This is a genomic window from Thermococcus sp. CX2 (assembly GCF_012027555.1).
Lineage (GTDB): Archaea > Methanobacteriota_B > Thermococci > Thermococcales > Thermococcaceae > Thermococcus.
On record NZ_SNUQ01000002.1, the window covers coordinates 340,818 to 359,259 of the forward strand.

The 18,442-nt window shown below is 54.9% G+C and carries 29 protein-coding genes; 26 read left to right on the top strand and 3 right to left on the bottom strand.

Annotated elements, in window-relative coordinates; genetic code table 11:
* The first annotated feature begins 39 nt into the window (after positions 1-39).
* The 22 genes from E3E23_RS06060 to E3E23_RS06165 all read left to right on the top strand — a co-directional run bounded on the left by E3E23_RS06060 (position 40) and on the right by E3E23_RS06165 (position 13,102).
* Positions 40-321 (top strand): monovalent cation/H+ antiporter complex subunit F, encoded by a 282-nt coding sequence (locus E3E23_RS06060; RefSeq protein WP_167907185.1) that lies wholly within the window; start codon positions 40-42, stop codon positions 319-321.
* A complete protein-coding gene (gene mnhG / locus E3E23_RS06065) occupies positions 318-677 on the top strand; it encodes a monovalent cation/H(+) antiporter subunit G (RefSeq protein WP_167907187.1) in 360 nt (119 codons plus the stop codon). Before E3E23_RS06060 ends, mnhG (E3E23_RS06065) begins: the two co-directional genes overlap by 4 nt.
* A complete protein-coding gene (locus E3E23_RS06070) occupies positions 670-924 on the top strand; it encodes a hydrogenase subunit MbhD domain-containing protein (protein WP_068665210.1) in 255 nt (84 codons plus the stop codon). The genes mnhG (E3E23_RS06065) and E3E23_RS06070 overlap by 8 nt, the downstream gene beginning before the upstream one ends.
* Entirely contained in the window at positions 925-1,680 is a 756-nt protein-coding gene (locus tag E3E23_RS06075; RefSeq protein ID WP_167907188.1) for an MnhB domain-containing protein, read from the top strand. It abuts the gene before it with no gap.
* Positions 1,677-2,081, top strand: coding sequence for a Na+/H+ antiporter subunit C (locus E3E23_RS06080; RefSeq protein WP_012572540.1), 405 nt, complete (start codon positions 1,677-1,679; stop codon positions 2,079-2,081). The genes E3E23_RS06075 and E3E23_RS06080 overlap by 4 nt, the downstream gene beginning before the upstream one ends.
* Positions 2,078-2,563 (top strand): Na+/H+ antiporter subunit E, encoded by a 486-nt coding sequence (locus tag E3E23_RS06085; protein WP_167907189.1) that lies wholly within the window; start codon positions 2,078-2,080, stop codon positions 2,561-2,563. The genes E3E23_RS06080 and E3E23_RS06085 overlap by 4 nt, the downstream gene beginning before the upstream one ends.
* Positions 2,564-2,574: 11 nt before the next feature.
* Positions 2,575-4,143, top strand: coding sequence for a proton-conducting transporter membrane subunit (locus E3E23_RS06090; protein WP_167907191.1), 1,569 nt, complete (start codon positions 2,575-2,577; stop codon positions 4,141-4,143).
* 53 nt (positions 4,144-4,196) lie between these two features.
* Positions 4,197-4,784 (top strand): molybdenum cofactor guanylyltransferase MobA, encoded by a 588-nt coding sequence (gene mobA / locus E3E23_RS06095; protein ID WP_167907192.1) that lies wholly within the window; start codon positions 4,197-4,199, stop codon positions 4,782-4,784.
* A gap of 140 nt (positions 4,785-4,924) precedes the next feature.
* Positions 4,925-5,425 carry a monovalent cation/H+ antiporter subunit E gene (locus E3E23_RS06100; protein ID WP_167907193.1) on the top strand — a complete coding sequence of 167 codons (501 nt, stop codon included), beginning with the start codon at positions 4,925-4,927 and terminating at the stop codon, positions 5,423-5,425.
* Positions 5,422-5,685 (top strand): cation:proton antiporter, encoded by a 264-nt coding sequence (locus E3E23_RS06105; RefSeq protein ID WP_167907194.1) that lies wholly within the window; start codon positions 5,422-5,424, stop codon positions 5,683-5,685. The genes E3E23_RS06100 and E3E23_RS06105 overlap by 4 nt, the downstream gene beginning before the upstream one ends.
* On the top strand, positions 5,682-6,056 hold the full coding sequence (mnhG, locus tag E3E23_RS06110; RefSeq protein WP_167907195.1) for a monovalent cation/H(+) antiporter subunit G: 375 nt from the start codon (positions 5,682-5,684) through the stop codon (positions 6,054-6,056). The genes E3E23_RS06105 and mnhG (E3E23_RS06110) overlap by 4 nt, the downstream gene beginning before the upstream one ends.
* On the top strand, positions 6,053-6,319 hold the full coding sequence (locus E3E23_RS06115) for a DUF4040 domain-containing protein (protein WP_167907196.1): 267 nt from the start codon (positions 6,053-6,055) through the stop codon (positions 6,317-6,319). The genes mnhG (E3E23_RS06110) and E3E23_RS06115 overlap by 4 nt, the downstream gene beginning before the upstream one ends.
* Positions 6,316-6,618: a hydrogen gas-evolving membrane-bound hydrogenase subunit E gene (gene mbhE, locus E3E23_RS06120; RefSeq protein ID WP_167907197.1), complete on the top strand. Its 303-nt coding sequence runs from the start codon at positions 6,316-6,318 to the stop codon at positions 6,616-6,618. Before E3E23_RS06115 ends, mbhE begins: the two co-directional genes overlap by 4 nt.
* The gene (locus E3E23_RS06125; RefSeq protein WP_167907506.1) at positions 6,608-7,057 is read left to right on the top strand and encodes a Na(+)/H(+) antiporter subunit B; all 450 of its coding nucleotides are present in this window, start codon (positions 6,608-6,610) and stop codon (positions 7,055-7,057) included. Before mbhE ends, E3E23_RS06125 begins: the two co-directional genes overlap by 11 nt.
* Positions 7,054-7,416, top strand: coding sequence for an NADH-quinone oxidoreductase subunit K (locus E3E23_RS06130; RefSeq protein ID WP_167907198.1), 363 nt, complete (start codon positions 7,054-7,056; stop codon positions 7,414-7,416). The genes E3E23_RS06125 and E3E23_RS06130 overlap by 4 nt, the downstream gene beginning before the upstream one ends.
* A complete protein-coding gene (locus E3E23_RS06135) occupies positions 7,413-8,960 on the top strand; it encodes a proton-conducting transporter membrane subunit (RefSeq protein WP_167907199.1) in 1,548 nt (515 codons plus the stop codon). The genes E3E23_RS06130 and E3E23_RS06135 overlap by 4 nt, the downstream gene beginning before the upstream one ends.
* A gap of 1 nt (position 8,961) precedes the next feature.
* Positions 8,962-9,309 carry a hydrogenase gene (locus E3E23_RS06140; RefSeq protein WP_167907200.1) on the top strand — a complete coding sequence of 116 codons (348 nt, stop codon included), beginning with the start codon at positions 8,962-8,964 and terminating at the stop codon, positions 9,307-9,309.
* Between the two features lie 5 nt (positions 9,310-9,314).
* Positions 9,315-9,839 (top strand): NADH-quinone oxidoreductase subunit B family protein, encoded by a 525-nt coding sequence (locus E3E23_RS06145; protein WP_167907201.1) that lies wholly within the window; start codon positions 9,315-9,317, stop codon positions 9,837-9,839.
* Positions 9,839-10,405, top strand: coding sequence for an NADH-quinone oxidoreductase subunit C (locus tag E3E23_RS06150; protein ID WP_167907202.1), 567 nt, complete (start codon positions 9,839-9,841; stop codon positions 10,403-10,405). Before E3E23_RS06145 ends, E3E23_RS06150 begins: the two co-directional genes overlap by 1 nt.
* Entirely contained in the window at positions 10,402-11,682 is a 1,281-nt protein-coding gene (locus E3E23_RS06155; protein ID WP_167907203.1) for a nickel-dependent hydrogenase large subunit, read from the top strand. The genes E3E23_RS06150 and E3E23_RS06155 overlap by 4 nt, the downstream gene beginning before the upstream one ends.
* 5 nt (positions 11,683-11,687) lie before the next feature.
* Positions 11,688-12,680 carry a respiratory chain complex I subunit 1 family protein gene (locus tag E3E23_RS06160; RefSeq protein WP_167907508.1) on the top strand — a complete coding sequence of 331 codons (993 nt, stop codon included), beginning with the start codon at positions 11,688-11,690 and terminating at the stop codon, positions 12,678-12,680.
* Positions 12,677-13,102, top strand: coding sequence for a 4Fe-4S dicluster domain-containing protein (locus tag E3E23_RS06165; protein WP_167907204.1), 426 nt, complete (start codon positions 12,677-12,679; stop codon positions 13,100-13,102). Before E3E23_RS06160 ends, E3E23_RS06165 begins: the two co-directional genes overlap by 4 nt.
* A gap of 88 nt (positions 13,103-13,190) precedes the next feature.
* Here the strand turns inward: E3E23_RS06165 and E3E23_RS06170 are convergent, their stop codons facing one another.
* From E3E23_RS06170 to E3E23_RS06180, 3 genes are all read right to left on the bottom strand, one after another.
* On the bottom strand, positions 13,191-13,364 hold the full coding sequence (locus E3E23_RS06170; protein WP_167906712.1) for a hypothetical protein: 174 nt from the start codon (positions 13,362-13,364) through the stop codon (positions 13,191-13,193).
* Positions 13,357-14,028 (bottom strand): SagB/ThcOx family dehydrogenase, encoded by a 672-nt coding sequence (locus tag E3E23_RS06175; RefSeq protein ID WP_240920751.1) that lies wholly within the window; start codon positions 14,026-14,028, stop codon positions 13,357-13,359. The genes E3E23_RS06170 and E3E23_RS06175 overlap by 8 nt, the downstream gene beginning before the upstream one ends.
* 67 nt (positions 14,029-14,095) lie before the next feature.
* The gene (locus tag E3E23_RS06180; protein ID WP_167907206.1) at positions 14,096-14,584 is read right to left on the bottom strand and encodes a THUMP domain-containing protein; all 489 of its coding nucleotides are present in this window, start codon (positions 14,582-14,584) and stop codon (positions 14,096-14,098) included.
* Between the two features lie 61 nt (positions 14,585-14,645).
* Between E3E23_RS06180 and E3E23_RS06185 the strand changes: the two genes are divergently transcribed.
* The 4 genes from E3E23_RS06185 (at position 14,646) to trxB (ending at position 18,328) form a co-directional block, all read left to right on the top strand.
* The gene (locus E3E23_RS06185; RefSeq protein ID WP_167907207.1) at positions 14,646-15,854 is read left to right on the top strand and encodes an AAA family ATPase; all 1,209 of its coding nucleotides are present in this window, start codon (positions 14,646-14,648) and stop codon (positions 15,852-15,854) included.
* The gene (locus E3E23_RS06190) at positions 15,851-16,378 is read left to right on the top strand and encodes a metal-dependent hydrolase (RefSeq protein ID WP_167907208.1); all 528 of its coding nucleotides are present in this window, start codon (positions 15,851-15,853) and stop codon (positions 16,376-16,378) included. The genes E3E23_RS06185 and E3E23_RS06190 overlap by 4 nt, the downstream gene beginning before the upstream one ends.
* Before the next feature lie 45 nt (positions 16,379-16,423).
* On the top strand, positions 16,424-17,266 hold the full coding sequence (locus E3E23_RS06195) for a hypothetical protein (RefSeq protein WP_167907209.1): 843 nt from the start codon (positions 16,424-16,426) through the stop codon (positions 17,264-17,266).
* Positions 17,267-17,335: 69 nt separating this feature from the next.
* Positions 17,336-18,328: a thioredoxin-disulfide reductase gene (gene trxB, locus E3E23_RS06200; protein WP_167907210.1), complete on the top strand. Its 993-nt coding sequence runs from the start codon at positions 17,336-17,338 to the stop codon at positions 18,326-18,328.
* The last annotated feature ends 114 nt before the right edge of the window (positions 18,329-18,442 follow it).

Below are 18,442 nucleotides of genomic sequence, written 5' to 3' on the forward strand. Positions count from 1 at the left end.
ACTTTTTCCTTTTTCCATCCATCGTGAGAGGTGAGAAAAATGCTCGAAAGCACGTTCATGACGCTCATGAAGTTCATCATTCCCCTCTACATAGCCGCGTTCGTCATCTATGCCGTTAGGGCCTTTAAAGGGCCGAGTATTCCGGATGTTATCCTCGCAGTGGACTGTATGAGCTTTGATATCGCAGCCTTTATGGCGATCTTGGCAGTCTACTTCAAGTCCACCTTCCTCGTAAGCGGTGCAATAACACTCGCCCTCTGGGCGTACCTGCTGGACATCTACGTCGCCAAGCACTTGGCTAGGGGGGAGGTGGGAGCATGAGCGAGATACTCTTCTACCTTGGAGCAGTCATGATAATCATCGGCGGCATCTGCGACCTCTTTGGAGCCATAGGCTTACTTCGCTTCCCGAACTTCTACGTTAGGCTGCACGCTGCAACAGTTGGAACGATTGGCGGAGCGGTGGTTCCCCTCTTTGGCGTTGCTCTGCTTGCCCTCGGTGCGGACTTCCTCCCCCACAGGTATGCAATAGCCGGGGCCAGCTTCATCACGGGGATAATCGTCCTCCTCGCAGCGCCAGCGGGAGCTACTGCACTAGCCTACGCTGCCCATAAGGCCAAGCTCGTGGAGTGGAAGCCAAAGGTCGACCACCTGGCAGAGGTGAGGGGCAATGATTGAAATCCACCTGCTGATCTTAGCTACCGTCGCAGTCCTCGGCATGGTCTTCTCCTACCTGGCCATCACAGAGAAGGACCTGCTCAAGGCGGTAGGATTTTCCGCCGTGCAGGCAATAGCTTACGCCATAGCCTTCTACATCCTGATGGCGCCGGACATTGTCCTGGCATACGTTGCCATAGCTGTAGGAATCTACTCTGCCCTGCTCGTCTTCGTGATAAGCAAGACCGAAAGGTACGAGGTGGTGTGAATGAAGCGCTGGGTCACGCTCATCCTCCTGCTCGCCGCGGTCATCACGCTGGCCTATGTCTTCCAAGTCCCCCAGCCAGAGGACGTCAGGCCCCTCGGTGAGTTCTACCTTGAAAACAGCTATTTCGGAGATTACTCGGCCAAAAGCCCGGAGGTTATCACCTCAATCCTCTGGGACTACCGTGGCATTGACACGCTCTTCGAGACCGCGGTGTTCTTCCTCGCAATAATAGGCAGCCTGACCGTCTTCAGGCTCACCAGGGAGCAGGAGAAAGAGGTTAAAACGGAGCCAACGCAGATGGAACCACTCCCCCTGCCGATTAGGACGGTTACAAAGGTTATCGTTGCGATGATCCTTGCCGTTTCGGCTTCGATAGCCCTGCACGGTCACTTAACGCCCGGTGGTGGCTTCCAGGGTGGCTCGGCTTTAGCAGTTGCCCCATTGCTGATAATTGCAGCCTACTCTAAGTACGCCCTCGAAAACAATGGCTTAGACAAGACCAGGGCGTTAATCCTGCGTTCTATCGGACTCCTGGGAATAGCGTTAGTGGCGTTAGTTCCACTCCTCAGCGGGAGCTACATAATGCAGAACCAGCCGATATTCCCTGCAGAGATCAACGGCCAGCTCATTGGCGGTTCGCTGATTTACTACAACTTCTTCGAGTTCCTCGCAGTTGGGGCTGGCTTTACAGCAGTGTTCCTCCTCCTGGCGATTCCGGAGGAGAAATTCAAGAAAATCCTGGGGGTGAGGAGATGATAGGCTTCCTCTGGAGCCTCGTGGTAATTTCACTCATGACGACACTGCTCATCGGCCTCTACGGAATTGCCAGAAGGCCCAACCTCGTCAAGAAGCTCATAGCACTGACTATCATCGGTGACACCGCGAACCTGCTCGTGGTCATGCTCGGCTACCGCCTGACCTATCCGACGGCTCCCCCGATCCTCCCGAGCCTTGAGAAGAGCGCACTAGGGAGCTTCCTGAGCGCCGCGGTTGACCCTCTCCCCCAGGCGCTGGTGATTACCGCCGTCGTCATTGGAATGGCAGTTAACGTGCTGATAGCCTTCGCAATCGTTCAGATTTACAGGCTCTATGGCACGCTCGACGCGAGGGAAATAGGTGTAAAACGCTCATCGCCGCTGGAGGGTGAGAAGATATGAGGGGTGTGATTCCCACCGCACTGCTCGCGTTCATTACCTACATCCTGTTCACTGGCTCCGCAACGCCCTACGATTTGGCAACTGGAGCCATCATCGCAATTGCCGTAGGACTGCTAGCGGGCAAGTTCCTCGTGAAGAACGACGCTAAAGCGCTGAATCCGGCCAGGTGGCTCTGGCTTGGCGCCTACTTCATCTGGTACATGCTGGTCGCCGAAGTCAAAAGCCACATTGACGTGATGCTCAGAATCATTACAGGAAACGTCGAGCCCGGAATAGTCAAAGTGCCTATCGACGTGAAGACCGAGTACGCCAAGACCCTCGTGGCGAACTCCATAACCAACACGCCCGGAACCGTTGTGGTGGACATGGACGAGAAGTACCTCTACGTGAACTGGATTGACACGAGCACGGAAGACCCAGAAGAAGCTAGAAGTGAGATCTCCGCCGACTTTGAGAAATACGCGAAGAAAATATTCGAGTGAGGTGGTGAAAAATGGACATCGTGGGACTCACCCCTGTGATACCAATACTCTTCGCCTTTGCTCTCCCGCTCACGTCAATAATAGTCAAGGGCAACAGGAAGGTGACTCAAGCTTACGCCCTAATAGGCACGGGCTTGACTTTACTCGCCTCCTACGAGCTTTTCAGACAAGTTTATAACTCCAGCAAGCCTTTAATCTACACTTTCGGCGGTTGGGCCGCCCCAGTGGGAATAATATATGAAGTTGACAGGATGAGCGCCCTCTTCGCCCTGGTTACTGCCGCGCTAATGTTCCTCATTGCAATCTACAGCTACCGCTACCTGGAGCACGAGGAGGGCTTAGAGTGGTACTACACGCTCTACCTCGGCCTTGAGGCCGGACTGCTGGGCGTTTTACTCACCGGTGACGCCTTCAACCTCTTCGTCATGATAGAGGTCACAAGCATAGCAGCATACGCCCTCGTCATGTTCTACAGGGACAGGGGCGATTCAATCTGCGCCGGTCTGAAGTACGCCTTTATCGGCGCTCTCGGAACGACCATGTACTTCCTCGCGCTTGGGGCACTCTACGGGGCGTTTGGAACATTGAACATGGCCAACTTGAGCGCATTAATCCACGGATTGAGCTTCCCGATAGCGGGCACCACCTACGGCAATATCGCGATAGCTTCAGGCGTTGCCTTGGCCTTGGCAACCTGGGCGTTCCTCATAAAGGCCGCAATAGCCCCGAACCACTTCTGGCTTCCGGAAGCCCACCCAGCAGCGCCGAGCCCAATCTCAGCCGTACTCTCTGGACTGGTCGTCAACGTCGGAATTTACGCACTCATTAGATTCCTCTACACGGTCTACGGCGGCGAAGTCAGCGGTTCGCTCGGTGGGGTTATCCACACCCTCAGCGTTATCCTGATAGTCCTGGGTGCGGTTTCGGCACTCTTCGGTGCCCTCATGATGAACGTCCAGCGCGACGTGAAGAAGCTCATCGCGTATTCAACGGTAATGCACATGGGTTATCTGGCGATGGCGGTTGGCGTTGGAACCCAGCTGGCACTTCAGGCAGCGGCTTTCCACATCATTAACCACGCAATCGCCAAGGCCCTCCTCTTCCTCGCGGCGGGTGCCTTTATCCACGCGGTCGGCTCAAGGGACATCTCAGACCTGGCAGGCCTCGGCAGGCAGATGCCCGTTGCCACCTTCGGCCTGGCCATAGCAACCCTCAGCCTCGTCGGAATCCCGCCATTCAACGTGTTCTTCAGCAAGTTACTGCTCTTCAACGCCTTCATGGAGGAGAGCCCTGCCCTGGCCCTGGTCCTCGTGCTGAGCTCTGTGATTGCACTGGTGGCTTACGTTAGAGTGTTCCAGGAGATCTGGCTCGGCAAGCCCAAGGAGAAGGCGACCGTCAGGGAGTATGGCAGCATGAGCGGGGTTCTGCTGATACTGGCAGTCACCTGCCTGCTGCTTGGACTCTTCGCACCATACATCATCGAACACTACATCAACCCCGCTGTAAGCCAGGCCATGGACTACAAGCTCTACATCCAGACGGCACTGGAATACGCGGCAAAGCTGAAGATGGGCCTTTAATCCTTTTTTTATATTCTTCAGGCACACTAAAGCACCAACGTGGAGGGAAGGAATTGATCGGAGCGGTTCTAGCGGGAGGCAGGTCAAAGCGCTTTGGTGGAAACAAACTTCTGTACAGAATTGACGGAAAGCCATTGATCCTTCATACAATTGAGAGACTTGAATCAGCGGATGAAATAGACGAGATTGTTATTGTTGCTTCCCCCGAAAACGCTGAAAAGCTGAAAACCTTTGGCTACCAGGTTCTCGTTGATGAGCTTCTCGTTGGCCCAATTGGAGGTATATTTATGACCCTATGCCTTGGGGATTCTTTCGTTGTTGCAGGAGATATGCCCACGCTCGTCCCGGAGTTCATCGACTACATAGTCCGCGAATTCAAGAAGAGTGGAAAGGCCGCCTGTGTTCCACGCTGGAGCAATGGGTACATAGAACCCCTTCACGCGGCGTATTCTAAAGACTTCCGGAAGGTCCTTGAGGAGCAGATATCCCGCGGGGAGTACATGATAAAGAAGGCTATAGAAAAAATCAACACCTGCCATCTGCCGATAGAGGAGCTCCCGGCGGAGTGGAGGGAGAGTTTCTTCAATGTGAACAGAAAAGAGGACCTACGAAAACTCGGCGTTTTTGAACCTTTGGTTTAAAACGGGGCGTTGCATACTTTTATTTTCAATTCTAAGCTTCAAAAAACTCTTTTAAAAGCGGGCGCCCAATTACCCCTTGGAAGGCGGGTAAACAAAACCGTAAAATAGTGTTTAGAACCAAACGTTGGGGTGGGAGAAATATGGCATTCATTGCAGCTTTCGTGTGGTGTTACATCCTGTGGCTGGTCCTCACCGCAGGAAGCAACGGGATGCTGTGGAGCGCAGAAGAACTCATCGCAGGAGTTATATTCTCGGCAATCGTGGCCTACGCTACCAGAAACATCATCGGCGAGAAAGCCGGAAGATTCCTCAACCCAGTAAAATGGATAGAGTTCACAATCTACTCCATCGGCCCGCTCTTCTGGGGCATGGTCAAGGCCAACTTCGACGTTGCTTACCGTGTCATTACCGGCAAGATAAAGCCCGGCATCGTCCGCATCCCGGTCGACTTAGAAAACGACGCCCAGTACACGATAATGAGCAACTCGATAACCCTCACGCCAGGAACCCTCACGATAGATGCCTGCCCAGAGGAGAAGGCCCTCTACGTCCACTGGATAAACGTGACGGACCCACACCCGGAGAGCTCGGAGCCAGTAGCGGGCCCCTTTGAAAAATGGGCAAGGAGGTTAGGAAGATGATAGCGCCGGTGTTCTTCTACTCAGCCCTAATAATAATGGTCGGAGCCTTCATCGCGGTGCTTAGGGTTCTCCTTGGCCCCACCGTTCCGGACAGGGTCGTCGGCGTTGACACGCTCAACACGCTCGTAGTGGCAGGAATGGTCCTCCTCGGAGCGGCCTACGACAGGACGATTTACATTGACATCGCGATAGTCTACGCCATTCTGAGCTACATCGGAACCCTCGCCATAGCGAGATACCTACAGGGGGGATTGAAATGACCGATTACGTGACCTATCTGATCTACGCATTCCTCGGCATTAACATAGCCTTCAACCTGCTGGGCAGCTTCGCCCTCCACAGGTTCCCCGACGTGTACACCAGACTTCACGGTGCGACCAAGTGCACTACCTTTGGTACCATATTCGCGGTTTTGGCAGTGGTAGTTCACGCGTTAAACGAGCTCAGAATAACCGGCGATCCAAAGTACCTCCAGATGACCCTCCACAGCGTCGTCGCTTTGATAGCCCTCCTGCTGACGAACCCAACTGGAGCCCACGCCATAGCCAAGGCCGCCCATCTCAGCGGTGTGAAGCCTGCACAGGCCGTCGTAGACGCCTATGAGGAAAAGCTCCGGGGTGGTGCGGAATGAACGTCCTCACCGTGGATGCCATTATTCAGTTCGGAATCCTGATCGGCATACTGGTCACGGCTTACCTCACAATAACATTTAGGGACCTGCTGAGCGCGGCTTTAGCTTCGGCTGCGATGAGCCTTCTCCTCAGCTTAGAGTTCTACATGCTCCACGCCCCTGACGTCGCTATAGCCGAAGCGGCCGTCGGAGCCGGCGTGGTTACCGCCATAGTGGTGTATGGAATTGCAAAGACCGAGAGATGGGAGCGTGAGGCACCATGAGGAGGAGTTTAGCCTTCCTCTCACTGCTGTTCATCCTCGGTGTCCTCCTCTACGTGGCCAATCCCGACTACGGCCTCAAGTTCGGCCTCGGGGGCGACGATTGGAAGAACATGCGCTACACCGACGACTACTACATCACCCACGGAGTTAACGAGACCGGTGGAACCAACATAGTTACGGACATAGTCTTTGACTACCGTGGCTACGACACCCTCGGAGAGGCCACAGTCCTTTTCACTGCCATAGCAGGGGCAGTTGCCCTCATGAGACCCTGGAGGGGTGATGAGGATGAAGAGTAACGACATGGGACTCATAGTCAAAACCATGGCGAGGACAACAATACCTCTCATAGGGATATTCGGCGTCTACATCGTTTCACATGGGCACCTCACCCCAGGCGGTGGCTTCCAGGGTGGAGCAACAATAGCCGGTGCAGGAGTGCTCCTCCTGCTGGCCTTTGGACTGAGTGAGATGAGGAAGAGGTACAACCACAAGGTTTACTCAGTCCTCGAGAGCATCGGTGGCCTCACCTTCCTCGGCGCAGCGATGCTCGGTTTCAGCGTGGCGTTCTTCTACAACACGCTGTGGCACAACGGGCCCGTCCTCAACGGCCAGCCTGGAACGCTCCTCTCGGCTGGATACCTACCGATAATGAACCTGGCGGTAGGGCTGAAGGTCTTCGCGGGACTGGTGAGCGCTCTGGCGGCCATAGCGGCCTACAGGAGGTGGAAGGAATGATACCCCTCCAGTTCATCACGGCCTTCCTGATGGTGTTCCTCGGGATATACGCCTTCCTTTACAAGCGCAACCTAATCAAGCTCATCCTGGCCCTCAACGTAATCGATTCAGGCATACACCTGCTCCTCATAAGCCTCGGCTACCGTATGGAAGTCGGGAAGCTCTCGACTGCACCAATCTACACTGGCTACGAGACTCTCGAAGGGACTCCAATGGTAGGGCCCCTGCCACAGGCGCTGGTTCTCACGAGCATAGTCATCGGAGTCTGTGTCCTTGCTCTTGCTGTGGCCCTCACGATAAACGCCTACAGGCACTACGGAAGCCTTGACGTTAACAAGCTCAGGAGGTTGAGAGGATGATGCTCCCGTTCCTCATCGTAATCCCCCTCTTCGGAGCGTTCTCGATGCCAATAGTGAGCCTGCTCGGAAGAAAGGCCAGGGAAGCGTGGGCCGTCATTGTGAGCCTCGCAACACTGGGAGTAGCTGGGGCAGTGTTCTACGACATCTGGAGCACGAAGAAAGTTCTAGTCTACACCCTTGGCGCCAAAAGCCCGCTCGGGCAGGGCGTTGACTTTCCAATCAGGATCGTCTGGGAAGTTGACCTACTCGGCGCGATAATGATCCTAATCGTGACCTTCGTGGCCTTCATGGCAATACTCTACTCCATTGGCTACATGAAGCACGACACCGGCCTGGAGAAGTACTACACCCTGATACTCATCCTCGAGCTCGGAATGCTTGGCATAGTGATGACGGGCGACCTCTTCAACTTCTACGTCTTCCTGGAGATAATGAGCATAGCCAGCTACGCCCTCGTTGCCTTCAGGACTGACACCTGGGAGGGCATCGAGGCTGGCATAAAATACATGTTCGTCGGCTCGATCGCGAGCTCGTTCATACTCCTAGCTATAGCGCTCCTCTACGGCCAGTACGGAACGCTGACAATGAGCTACCTCGCGGCCAAGATGGCCGAGAACCCGACAGTTGTTGGCAAAGTCGCCCTCAGTCTCTTCATAGCCGGCCTGCTCTTCAAGAGCGGTGCTTCACCAGTCCACATGTGGCTCGCAGATGCCCACCCGGCAGCGCCCAGCCCAATAAGCGCGATGCTCTCTGGCCTTGTCATAAAGGCGGGTGGAACCTACGCCCTCGCGAGGATACTCTTCAGCATCTACGGGACGAGCGTTGGCATGAAGACCGTCGGATGGGTAATCATCGTTTTCGCCTGCATAACCCTCATCGTCGGGAACGCCATGGCCGTGATACAGACGGACATAAAGAGGCTTCTCGCCTATTCCAGTGTCGGGCAGATAGGCTACATCCTCCTTGGAATCGGAATAGGACTGGCCGCCTACGGAACCAACGCGGGTGAGATAGCCCTGGCTGGAGCGATATACCACACGGTCAACCACGCCCTCATGAAGGCCCTCCTCTTCCTTGTCGCAGGAGCGGTCATCCACGAGCTCGGAACGAGGAACCTCAACGAGCTGAGCGGAATAGCGAAAACCATGCCAAAGACAACCTTTGCCTTCCTGATAGGTGCCGCGGCCATCATAGGTATGCCGCCCCTCAACGGCTTCGCGAGCAAGTGGCTCATCTATGAAAGCTCAGCAATATTCAACCCCGTGCTCGGTGCGATAGCCATAATCGGAACAGCCTTCTGTACCGCCGCATACGTAAGGGTGCTCTACACCTTCTTCGGAAAGCCCAGCGAGAGGGTCATGGAGGCAAAGGACCCAGAGGGATCCATGCTCCTGCCAATGATCATTCTAGTGCTGGCAATAATCGTTATGGGTCTCTTCCCGTGGCAGATAAGCGAGAAAATCATGATTCCAGCGGTTGACATGCTCAAGGATCAAGTCCACTACATAACCGCCGTTATACCCAACTTCATAGGAGGTGCCTGAAATGTTCGGCTACTGGGATGCCCTTTATTTCGTCTTCATCTTCATCATCGGACTCATCTTAGCGTGGCTGCTCGAGAGGTGGGCCGCTAAATCCGGCATGGGGACGAGGGAAGTCGGAGAAGGGACGAAGATATTCATCAGCGGTGAGGACCCTGACAAGGTAATCCTGGGCTTCGAGCACCTTGAGGGCCACTACACGGGCAGGAACGTCATGTGGGGACTGACCTACTCCCTCAAGAAGCCACTCTCGGCCTTCCAGCGGGAGCACACCGGCCTGCTGACGGACTACGCGGGGTACCTGATCATAACGGCGGCCTTTGTAATAGCCGTGGTGCTGATATGGGGGTGAAATGAATGGCGATCAAGGTTCCGGCCAATAGAGAGACAAAGGAAACTTCCGAGCGCGAGAGGCTGGAAAAGCGCATAGCCCAGCTCTGCCGCTTTATTGGGCGCTCTCCCTGGGTCTTCCACGTGAACAGCGGCAGCTGCAACGGCTGCGACATTGAGATTATCGCCGTACTGACGCCGCGCTACGATGCCGAGCGCTTTGGAGTTAAGCTCGTCGGCTCACCGAGGCACGCTGACATACTGCTCGTCACCGGGCCAGTGACCGACCAGAGCCTGGAGAGGGTAAAGCTCGTCTACGAGCAGACACCAGAGCCAAAGGTCGTAATGGCAATTGGAGCGTGCCCAACGGGCGGAAGTGTGTTCTACGAGAGCCCGTTCATTAACGCACCGCTCGACAGGGTCATACCCGTTGATGTCTTTGTCCCCGGCTGCCCACCGAGGCCAGAGGCGATACTGCACGGAGTTGTTTTAGCACTGGAGAAGCTCGCGCTTCAAATCAAGGGGGAACTCCCAGAGGAGGGTGAGGAGTAATGGATGAAGCTCACACCGTTATTGAGGCTCCCAAGGAGCCAACGAAGGAAGAGAAGGTTGTAGAAGCCATAAAATCTCGCTTCCCCAACGTTGAGGCAGAGATTAGAGAGAACAAGCTGGGCAGAAAGAGAATCTGGGTAAGGGTGAGCAGGGAGGACTATAAACCACTTATGGCTTTCCTGATGGAGCTCGACCCCCAGGCCCACTACTCCATAGGCATAGAGCAGGACTTCGGCGATTCCCTGGGCTTCATGAGCCACCTGACGCTGTTTTACGAAGACGACCCGGCTGTTTCCCTGCTCGTGGAGGTCAAGGTGCCAAAGGACGACCCAACGTTGCCAGACATAAGCGACATCTTCCCCATAGCCCTCCAGTTCGAGAGGGAAGTTATGGAAATGGTCGGCCTTGACTTCGAGGGAGCCCCTGACAAGAGGAGGCTGTTCCTCCCAGAGGACTTCCCAGAGGGAATCTACCCGCTCAGGCTCGACGAGAAGGGAATCAGCGAGGAGATGGTCAAGAACGCAGGGCACCCGTACCTTCTGCGCAGAGGGGGTGGTAAGCCATGACCGAGCGCGTTGAATACTGGGTCAAGATACCCTTCGGTCCAATTCATCCCGGTTTAGAGGAGCCCGAGAAGTTCATACTCACCCTCGATGGCGAAAGAATAGTCGATGTGGACGTTAAGCTCGGATACAACCTCAGGGGACTCCAGTGGATAGCCATGAGGAGGAACTACGTCCAGATAATGTACCTCGCCGAGAGGATATGCGGCATATGTTCCTTCTCCCACAACCACACCTACGTCAGGGCAGTGGAAGAGGCGGCCGGAATAGAGGTTCCAGAGAGGGCCGAGTACATAAGGGCCATCATCGGCGAGCTGGAGAGAATCCACTCCCACCTCCTGAACCTCGGAGTGATGGGTCACGACATAGGCTACGACACGGTTCTCCACCTGACGTGGCTCGCGAGAGAAAGGGTCATGGACGTACTCGAGGCGGTGGCCGGAAACAGGGTGAACTACTCCATGGTAACCATCGGCGGCGTCAGGAGGGACATTGACGAGAAGAGGAAGCGCTTAATCCTTGACATGATAAAGTACTACCGCGAGGTTATGCCCCAGATAGAGGAAGTCTTCCTCCATGACCCAACGATAGAGGCGAGGTTCAGGGACTGCGCGGTCATAAGCAAGCGCGTTGCCATGGAGCAGGGAGCCGTTGGGCCGACAGCGAGGGGAAGTGGAATCAGGGACGACGCGAGGTGGAGTGAGAGACTCGGCGTTTACCCAGACCTGGGAATAAAGCCCATCATGCCGCAGGACGTTACTGGGGAGAGGCCCCACGGAGATGTCTTCGACAGGATTGCGGTGAGAATCGGCGAGCTCTGGCAGAGCCTTGAGCTCATCGAGCATGCACTGGACCAGATGCCCGACGGAAAGATAAAGACCTTCCCGAAGGACAACGTTCTCGCCGCCAAGCTGAGGATTCTCGTGGACGGAGAAGGGATTGGAAGGTACGAGGCACCAAGGGGAGAGCTGGTTCACTACGTCCGCGGAAAGAAGGGCTCGGATAAGCCGCTCCGCTGGAAGCCGAGGGAGCCGACCTTCCCGAACCTCTTCGCAGTAGCCAAGGGAGTCATCGGCGACCAGGTGGCCGACTTCGTCGTTGCCGTCGCTTCAATAGACCCGTGCCTCAGCTGTACCGACAGGGTCGCGGTAGTCAAGGACGGAAAGAAGAGAATCCTCACTGAGAGGGACCTGCTGAGGGAGTCAATAAAGAAGACGCGCGAGATAAACCCCGAGATAAAGGGAGACCCGACACCCATAGGTCTGGGCTGCTCGAGGTGATGAGGATGGACATCATGACGGGCGTCGTTTACCCAGTTGCAGGTTTGGTGGGCCTTTATATCTTCGTCTCATTAGCTTCGCTCATCTGGGAAGGAATAGACAGGAAGCTCGTTGCCAGAATGCAGCGCAGGGTCGGGCCGCCGCTGCTCCAGCCACTCTACGACTTCTTTAAGTTGGCGAGCAAGGAGACCATAATTCCAAACACGTCAAACTTCATGTTCAGGGCCGCCCCAGTACTGAGCCTCGCCACGGCCATAGCGCTCCTCGCTTACACACCCCTGGGCTTCGAGCCGATTTTGACGAGCAAGGGCGACGTCATAGTCTTCATCTACCTCCTTGCCCTCCTCAGCCTCTTCAAGATACTCGGAGCGATAAGCTCAGGCAACCCCTACGCAAAGATAGGAGCCGCGAGGGAAGCCGCCATAATGGTCTCAAGGGAGCCTGCGATGATGCTGGCAGTGTTCGCAATAATGTGGCGCCTCGGCAAGCTCGGCATTGAAAAGCCATTCAGCATGAGTGTCTTCTACCAGCACAACATATGGGAGATAGGAACCCCAATGAGCTTCGTTGGAGCTCTGATACTGCTGTACGTATTCATCGTATGGTTGGCGAGCGAGATAGAGGTGGGATACTTCAACATCCCAGACGCGGAGGAAGAGATAGCCGAGGGACTGCTCGTCGAGTACAGTGGAAGGTATCTGGCTTTATTCAAGCTGACCAAAGCCCTAAAGGCCTTCATAAGCGCCAGCTTGGTAGTGGCCATATTCTTCCCATGGGGAATATCGGGCTATCTCGGACTGACTGGCTATGCCGCGACCATAGCAGACCTGCTCTTCCACACGCTCAAAGTGTTCCTCCTGCTCTTCGCAGTGCAGAGCATCTTCAGGGCAACGACGGGAAGGCTCAAGGTCACCCAAGCGGTGAGCTTCCTCTGGGGCAGGGTCTTTGCTGCATCTCTCCTTGGCTCCCTCCTCATAGCCATGGAGGTGATAATGTGAGGCTCTCACCGCTCATCCCAACGGTCCTCAGGAACCTTGCAAAGAAGCCAGCCACCAACCTCTTCCCCAAGGTGGAGCCGGTTCCAGTTCCAGAGAACTTCAGGGGAAGGCTCATCTACGATGTGGACAAGTGCGTCGGCTGCAGGATGTGCGTTACCGTCTGCCCAGCGGGAGTGTTCGTTTACCTCCCAGAGGTCAGGAAGGTTACCCTCTGGACGGGCAGGTGTGTCTTCTGCAGCCAGTGCGTTGACGTCTGCCCCACCAACGCCCTCAAGATGAGCGACGAGTTCCTCCTAGCGAGCTACGACAAGTACGACGAGAAGTTCATATGGTTCAAGGAGGAGGAAATTGAGGAGCTGAAGAAGAAGCTCGAGGAGCAGAAGAAGGCGAAGGAAGCCGCCAAGAAGGCCGAAAATAAGTGACCTCTCCTTTTCTTCCCTTTGAGCCAATATTTTATCCCTTTTCGAGTTTGCCACCTTTTCTACAGATCGGGCTATTCACACCAAACCTCTAACGGACCACCCATATCGTCAGCACCATCAGGATGTAAGCTATGATGCTAATGACTATGTGAAGCTTGATCCAGAAGTCCCGTCTTTTTGATAGAAAAATCAATGCCCCGCTGAGCATGGCAAAATTCATGAGGGCGAAGGCCATGTAGCCAAGGGTCCCGTGGTCAATCAACTGGAACACCCACTGGGAAGATGTAGAGGGGAGCGCCTTCCGTTTCAAGGATCGCCGCCACGCGGTCGTCATGGAAGGCTCCGACCGCGACCGTTCCAAGGCCAAGAGCGGTCGCCTGAAGGTAGAGGTTCTGACCTATGTGCCCGGCTTCCATGTGGACGTAGCGGACTCCCCTCTCGCCGTAGACATTGGTAGTCCTCTCGTAGAATGCGACGAGAATTATGTCCACAGGCGCATCGCCGACCCACTCCTGGTCAAGGGCAGCGCTCTGGAGCTCGGCCCTGAAGTCTCCAGCTTTGATCATGCTCAGGCTGTGGGTAGAGGGGTCGTAATGGTAAATTCCAGGCTCGAGGCCCTCGACGTTTCCAACAACCACATAGACCTCGAAGGGGTACGTTGCCCCTGCGCTCGGCGCAGAGCGGTAACCTTTTGACCTCAGTGTTATCCCCTGGGCCGCCCAGAGGAGCTGAGAGAGCTGTTCGAGGGTTATAGGATTATCTGTATAGTCCCGGACGCTCCTTCTCTTTACTATGGCCTCCTCAACACTCATCTCGCCGGTTAAGCGCGGCTCTGGAAGTTTAATCTCGCCTTCTCCGAGTCCTCCAGGAAAAGGACGCTTGAAGTAAGGCTTGAAGAGAATGACTAAGGAGGATAGCATAACCATCAGGATCACCAGCCAGGCAGTTCGTCGGCACCACATATTTCTATATTGCAGGCATTCTATTTATAACTCACTCATGGACCTCGAACTTCAGTATCTCCCCTGACTTTAGAACGCTCACCCCTGCTTTCTTTCCGAGAACTTCAACGACAACGAGGAAGTCAGGATTCGTCAAATCGACTTTGGCGCTTAATTCATCGACTATGAGGGCCCCGAGCTCCCGTTCGATTTCCCTCGCGGAGAGCTTTTTGTTTCCCCTCACCTTGGCACGAACGGCGAAAGTGCCCCTCAACCTTTCTCCAGCGATCCCCAGGGCAGCTTTGAATATCTCCTCCCTCCTCGCGGGAACGAGTTCCATGAGGGGTATCACCCTCTGTATCGCCTGCGTCTCGAAGTTCTTCAGCCGTTCGAGGGCTTCTCCCATGGAGAGGGGAGTTTCTGCCAGTAAAACACCGTGCCAGTCGGTTCCCTTAACTCTAACCTTCTCCAGCGCCCACTCCAGCTCGAGTATCGCATCGCCCTCCCGTCCTTGGGGAGCCGTGACGAGCAGAACCGTCATTTTTGCTCACCAATGGGCAAGTTTTTATATTTCACCATCCTAAACTATGCGGTGAGTTAAAATGGAACCCCGCGGCCTTAAGCTTTACCCATACCAGTCATACGAAATATACGGCCTTTCTCGAAACCCCTTTGAGCAGCTCGCAAGCGAAGGAATACAGGACGTCGAGGGCATACACGTCTACCAGGAAATCGACATGCGCCTCCAGATGATAATCTCAGAGGTGCTCGGCAACAAGAGCTCCATAGCGCTGTCTATAGTCGGCCCCCTTGGAATGGGAAAGACCCAGCGCCTCAAGAGCATTGCCAAGGCGATAGAAGAAAACCACGGAAAGGCCATCTACGTCAAGGTCGACACCAACGACATCCTCAAACTCACGCGCGATATCTTCTACGCCCTCAAGCCGCCGAAGAGCAGGACGAACATCTTCCTCGAGAACCTCTCCAGGAAGCTTGGCTTCATAGATAGGCTCGAAAAGATGCTCAGCTCAAGCCAAGAGTACAAGAGCAGGGACATAGCGGAGCTCCTCACGGAGCAGATGAGTAAATATTCCTACTGCGCCCTCCTCCTCGATGAGCTTGAAAACATGCAGACGGCAAGGGAACAGGAGAAGATACAGTTCTTTGAGATGCTGAGGCACTTCATAAGCAACATGCCCAGGGGTTGCATAGTGGCCTTCGCCTGCGTTCCGGAAGCCTACGAAGAGTACACAAAGATATTCCCCGCCTTCTTCATGCGCCTCCACTACGAGTTCAAGCTCAGGCCCATGAGCCTGGATGAAGCCTACGAGCTCGTCAAGAAGAGGCTTAACCGCGTTAGGATACGGGACACGGACGACCCGCTGTATCCCTTCACTGAGGGGGCAATAAAGCTCATCCACGAGCTCGGAAAGGGCAACCCGAGGCAGATTCTAAGGCTCCTCCACTACGTGCTCAGCGAGGCGGCCAAACACAAGTTCGACCCAATAGACGACTACGTGGTTACGACCATCCTTGAGGAGCCGAAGAGCCTGGAGGAGTACCTCACGAGGATTCCCAAGAACTACAAAGACCTCGTTGAGACGATAGTCTTCAAGTTCAACGGCGGGCCGGTAAGCTACATCCAGATAGCCAAGGAAGTCAAGAGGCCTGGAATACAGGTCTATGACCAGCTTAACGAGCTCATAAGGCTCGGCTTCCTGGTCGGCGACCCCAAGGGCAACTACAAGGTTCCAGAATACGTGAGAAAGTTCCTCGAGGAAGATGCAGAAAGGGAGGACGCCAAGGAATGAACTACGAGGAGCACGTGCTGGCGGGGATAATAACCTACCCCCTCGCGGTTGCGGTGGCGTTGCTCCTCAAAAACTACGGCGTCCCCTTCCATTTCACTCCGATAGCGATGATCCTAGGCTACGCTCTCTACGTCCTGGGGAGCGACCTTCCGGACATGGATCATCCAAACGCCCTCATCCACCGCGGGACGAAGCCCATAGTTTCAGTCCTCGTGGGCAGCGTGGTCTACCTGAGAACGGTGGACATGATTCACATAGGGCCGGAGTGGGAGAACGTCATCCTAGCGTGGATCATCGGGGCGGTTGCCGGAGTGGTGGCGTGGTACGGGTTCACCGCAATAATGCCGGGGCACAGAGGGATAGTCCACAGCCTGCTCTTCGCAATGGTGTACGGCCTGCTCGCGTTTGCCTTAGGCGCTTTCGGCCTTGGAATGAGCACGGAGGAGGCCCTCTTCCTCGGCTTCGCAGCGTTCAGCGGCTACACGCTGCACCTGATACTCGACAGGGACGTCTCGCTGGTGTGAAGGAAAGGTTTATCGTTTTAAGGAGCAACTCCCATCGGTGGTTGCATGGATCCGGAGTTGTTCCTTTTCTTCTTCATTCTGTTCATTGTATTAGCCATTATCCTCTGGGGTCACTACCAGGTGGGGACAGCTAAGCAGAGGGCGGAGAGGTTCAGGGAAGCCCTCAGGATTGAGGGAAACGAGCTAATTCTTCCAAAGAGGATGAGGCTCGTTAAGGGGAGGTTCACGCTTAAGGGAAGATGGTCGAGCTCCGGGAGGAGCAGGCACTACAGCATCGAGAGAAAATTCACAGAATCTGAGGAAATCGAGACGGATAGAATAGAGCTGAAGCCCGAAAGGTTCTCTTTGCTGATTAACAAGGCCGAGGAGGCCCTTATAGACGTCCCAGCATACCTTGTCAAAGACCCCGAGTTCGATGGAATCCTCATAATTCCAATAATCCCCTCGTACAGGATAAGCATGGAGAAGACTTCCTTGGAGGTCTCCAAGGACATGGAATTCGCGCACCTTCACCTGGAGACGAACGAGTGGGAAATCCATGGGAGGCTCTACGTTTCCATCCAAAAGAACCGCGGAGCCAAGGTGGAGCTGAAGAAGGAGAAGCCAAAGGTAACGGAGAGGCTAATATACACGAAGGAAGGGGGCGACTTCGAGAGGAAGTTCCTGAGGGAGAAGCTCATCGTAATCTCAGACAGACGCGTTGCAGACCCGAGGAGCTTTAAGCGGGCCCTCAAAAGGGAAGTTCTCCTCGAGGGACACGGAGAATACACCGTCGAGCTGACCCTCGACGTTCCGTTGGGGAGCGATGTCCATGATAAAACCCCAATCATCGTCGAGCAAGGCGATGAGACGCCCGAGGGAGAGGTAAAGGTCTGGGCGGTAATATGACCAAATACACACTAGTGGGCAATAATGCTTTTAAATAACCCATGTTAGCTAAGCCAGGAGGTGAGGTATATGTTCAGTCTGGGAGGATTTTCACGCGGAGGCGAGTACGAGAAAAAGACCTGGGACGTGCTCATCATAGGAGCGGGACCGGCTGGCTTCACCGCAGCGATATACGCGGCACGCTTCGGACTGGAGACGCTGATAATCAGCAAGGACCTCGGCGGAAACATGGCACTGACGGACCTCATAGAGAACTACCCCGGCTTCCCGGAGGGCATCAGCGGCTCGGAATTAACCAACAGGATGCACGAGCACGTCAAGAAGCTCGGCGTTGAGATAATCTTCGACGAGGTCGAGAGGATAGACCCAACGGACTGTGCCTACTACGAGGGCCCGTGCAAGTTCGTGGTCAGGACCAAGAACGGAAAGGAGTACAAGGGCAGAACCGTAATCATAGCCGTCGGAGCCGCTCCGAGGAAGCTCAACGTTCCAGGCGAGGCCGAGTTCACCGGCAGGGGAGTCAGCTACTGTGCCACCTGCGACGGCCCGCTCTTCAAGGGCAAGAAGGTAATAGTTGTGGGCGGCGGAAACACCGCTTTGCAGGAGGCCCTCTACCTGAAGAGCATCGGTGTTGACGTCACTCTCGTCCACAGGCGCGACAAGTTCAGGGCCGACAAGATACTACAGGACAGGTTCAAGGAGAGCGGCATTCCAACGATACTCAACACCGTCGTTACGGAGATTAAGGGAACCAACAAGGTCGAAGCGGTGAGGCTCAAGAACATCAAGACCGGCGAGGAGACGGAGATGGCCGTTGACGGTGTCTTCATCTTCATAGGCTACGAGCCGAAGACCGACTTCGTCAAGCACCTCGGCATAACCGACGAGTACGGCTACATTCCGGTTGATATGCACATGCGCACCAAGGTCAAGGGCATCTTCGCTGCTGGAGACATCACCAACGTCTTCAAGCAGATAGCGGTAGCGGTTGGCCAGGGTGCCATAGCGGCGAACTCAGCGAAGGAGCTCCTCGAGGAGTGGAACGGGAAGAGCCTGGAGTGAGCATTTTTCTTTATTTGTTCCATTTGAACTCAGTTCTTGAGGAATGAAGTAGTCTGTATACATCGGCATTTATCAAGGGATTTCTCCGAAAATTCTTCGACCAAAAGTGTTCAT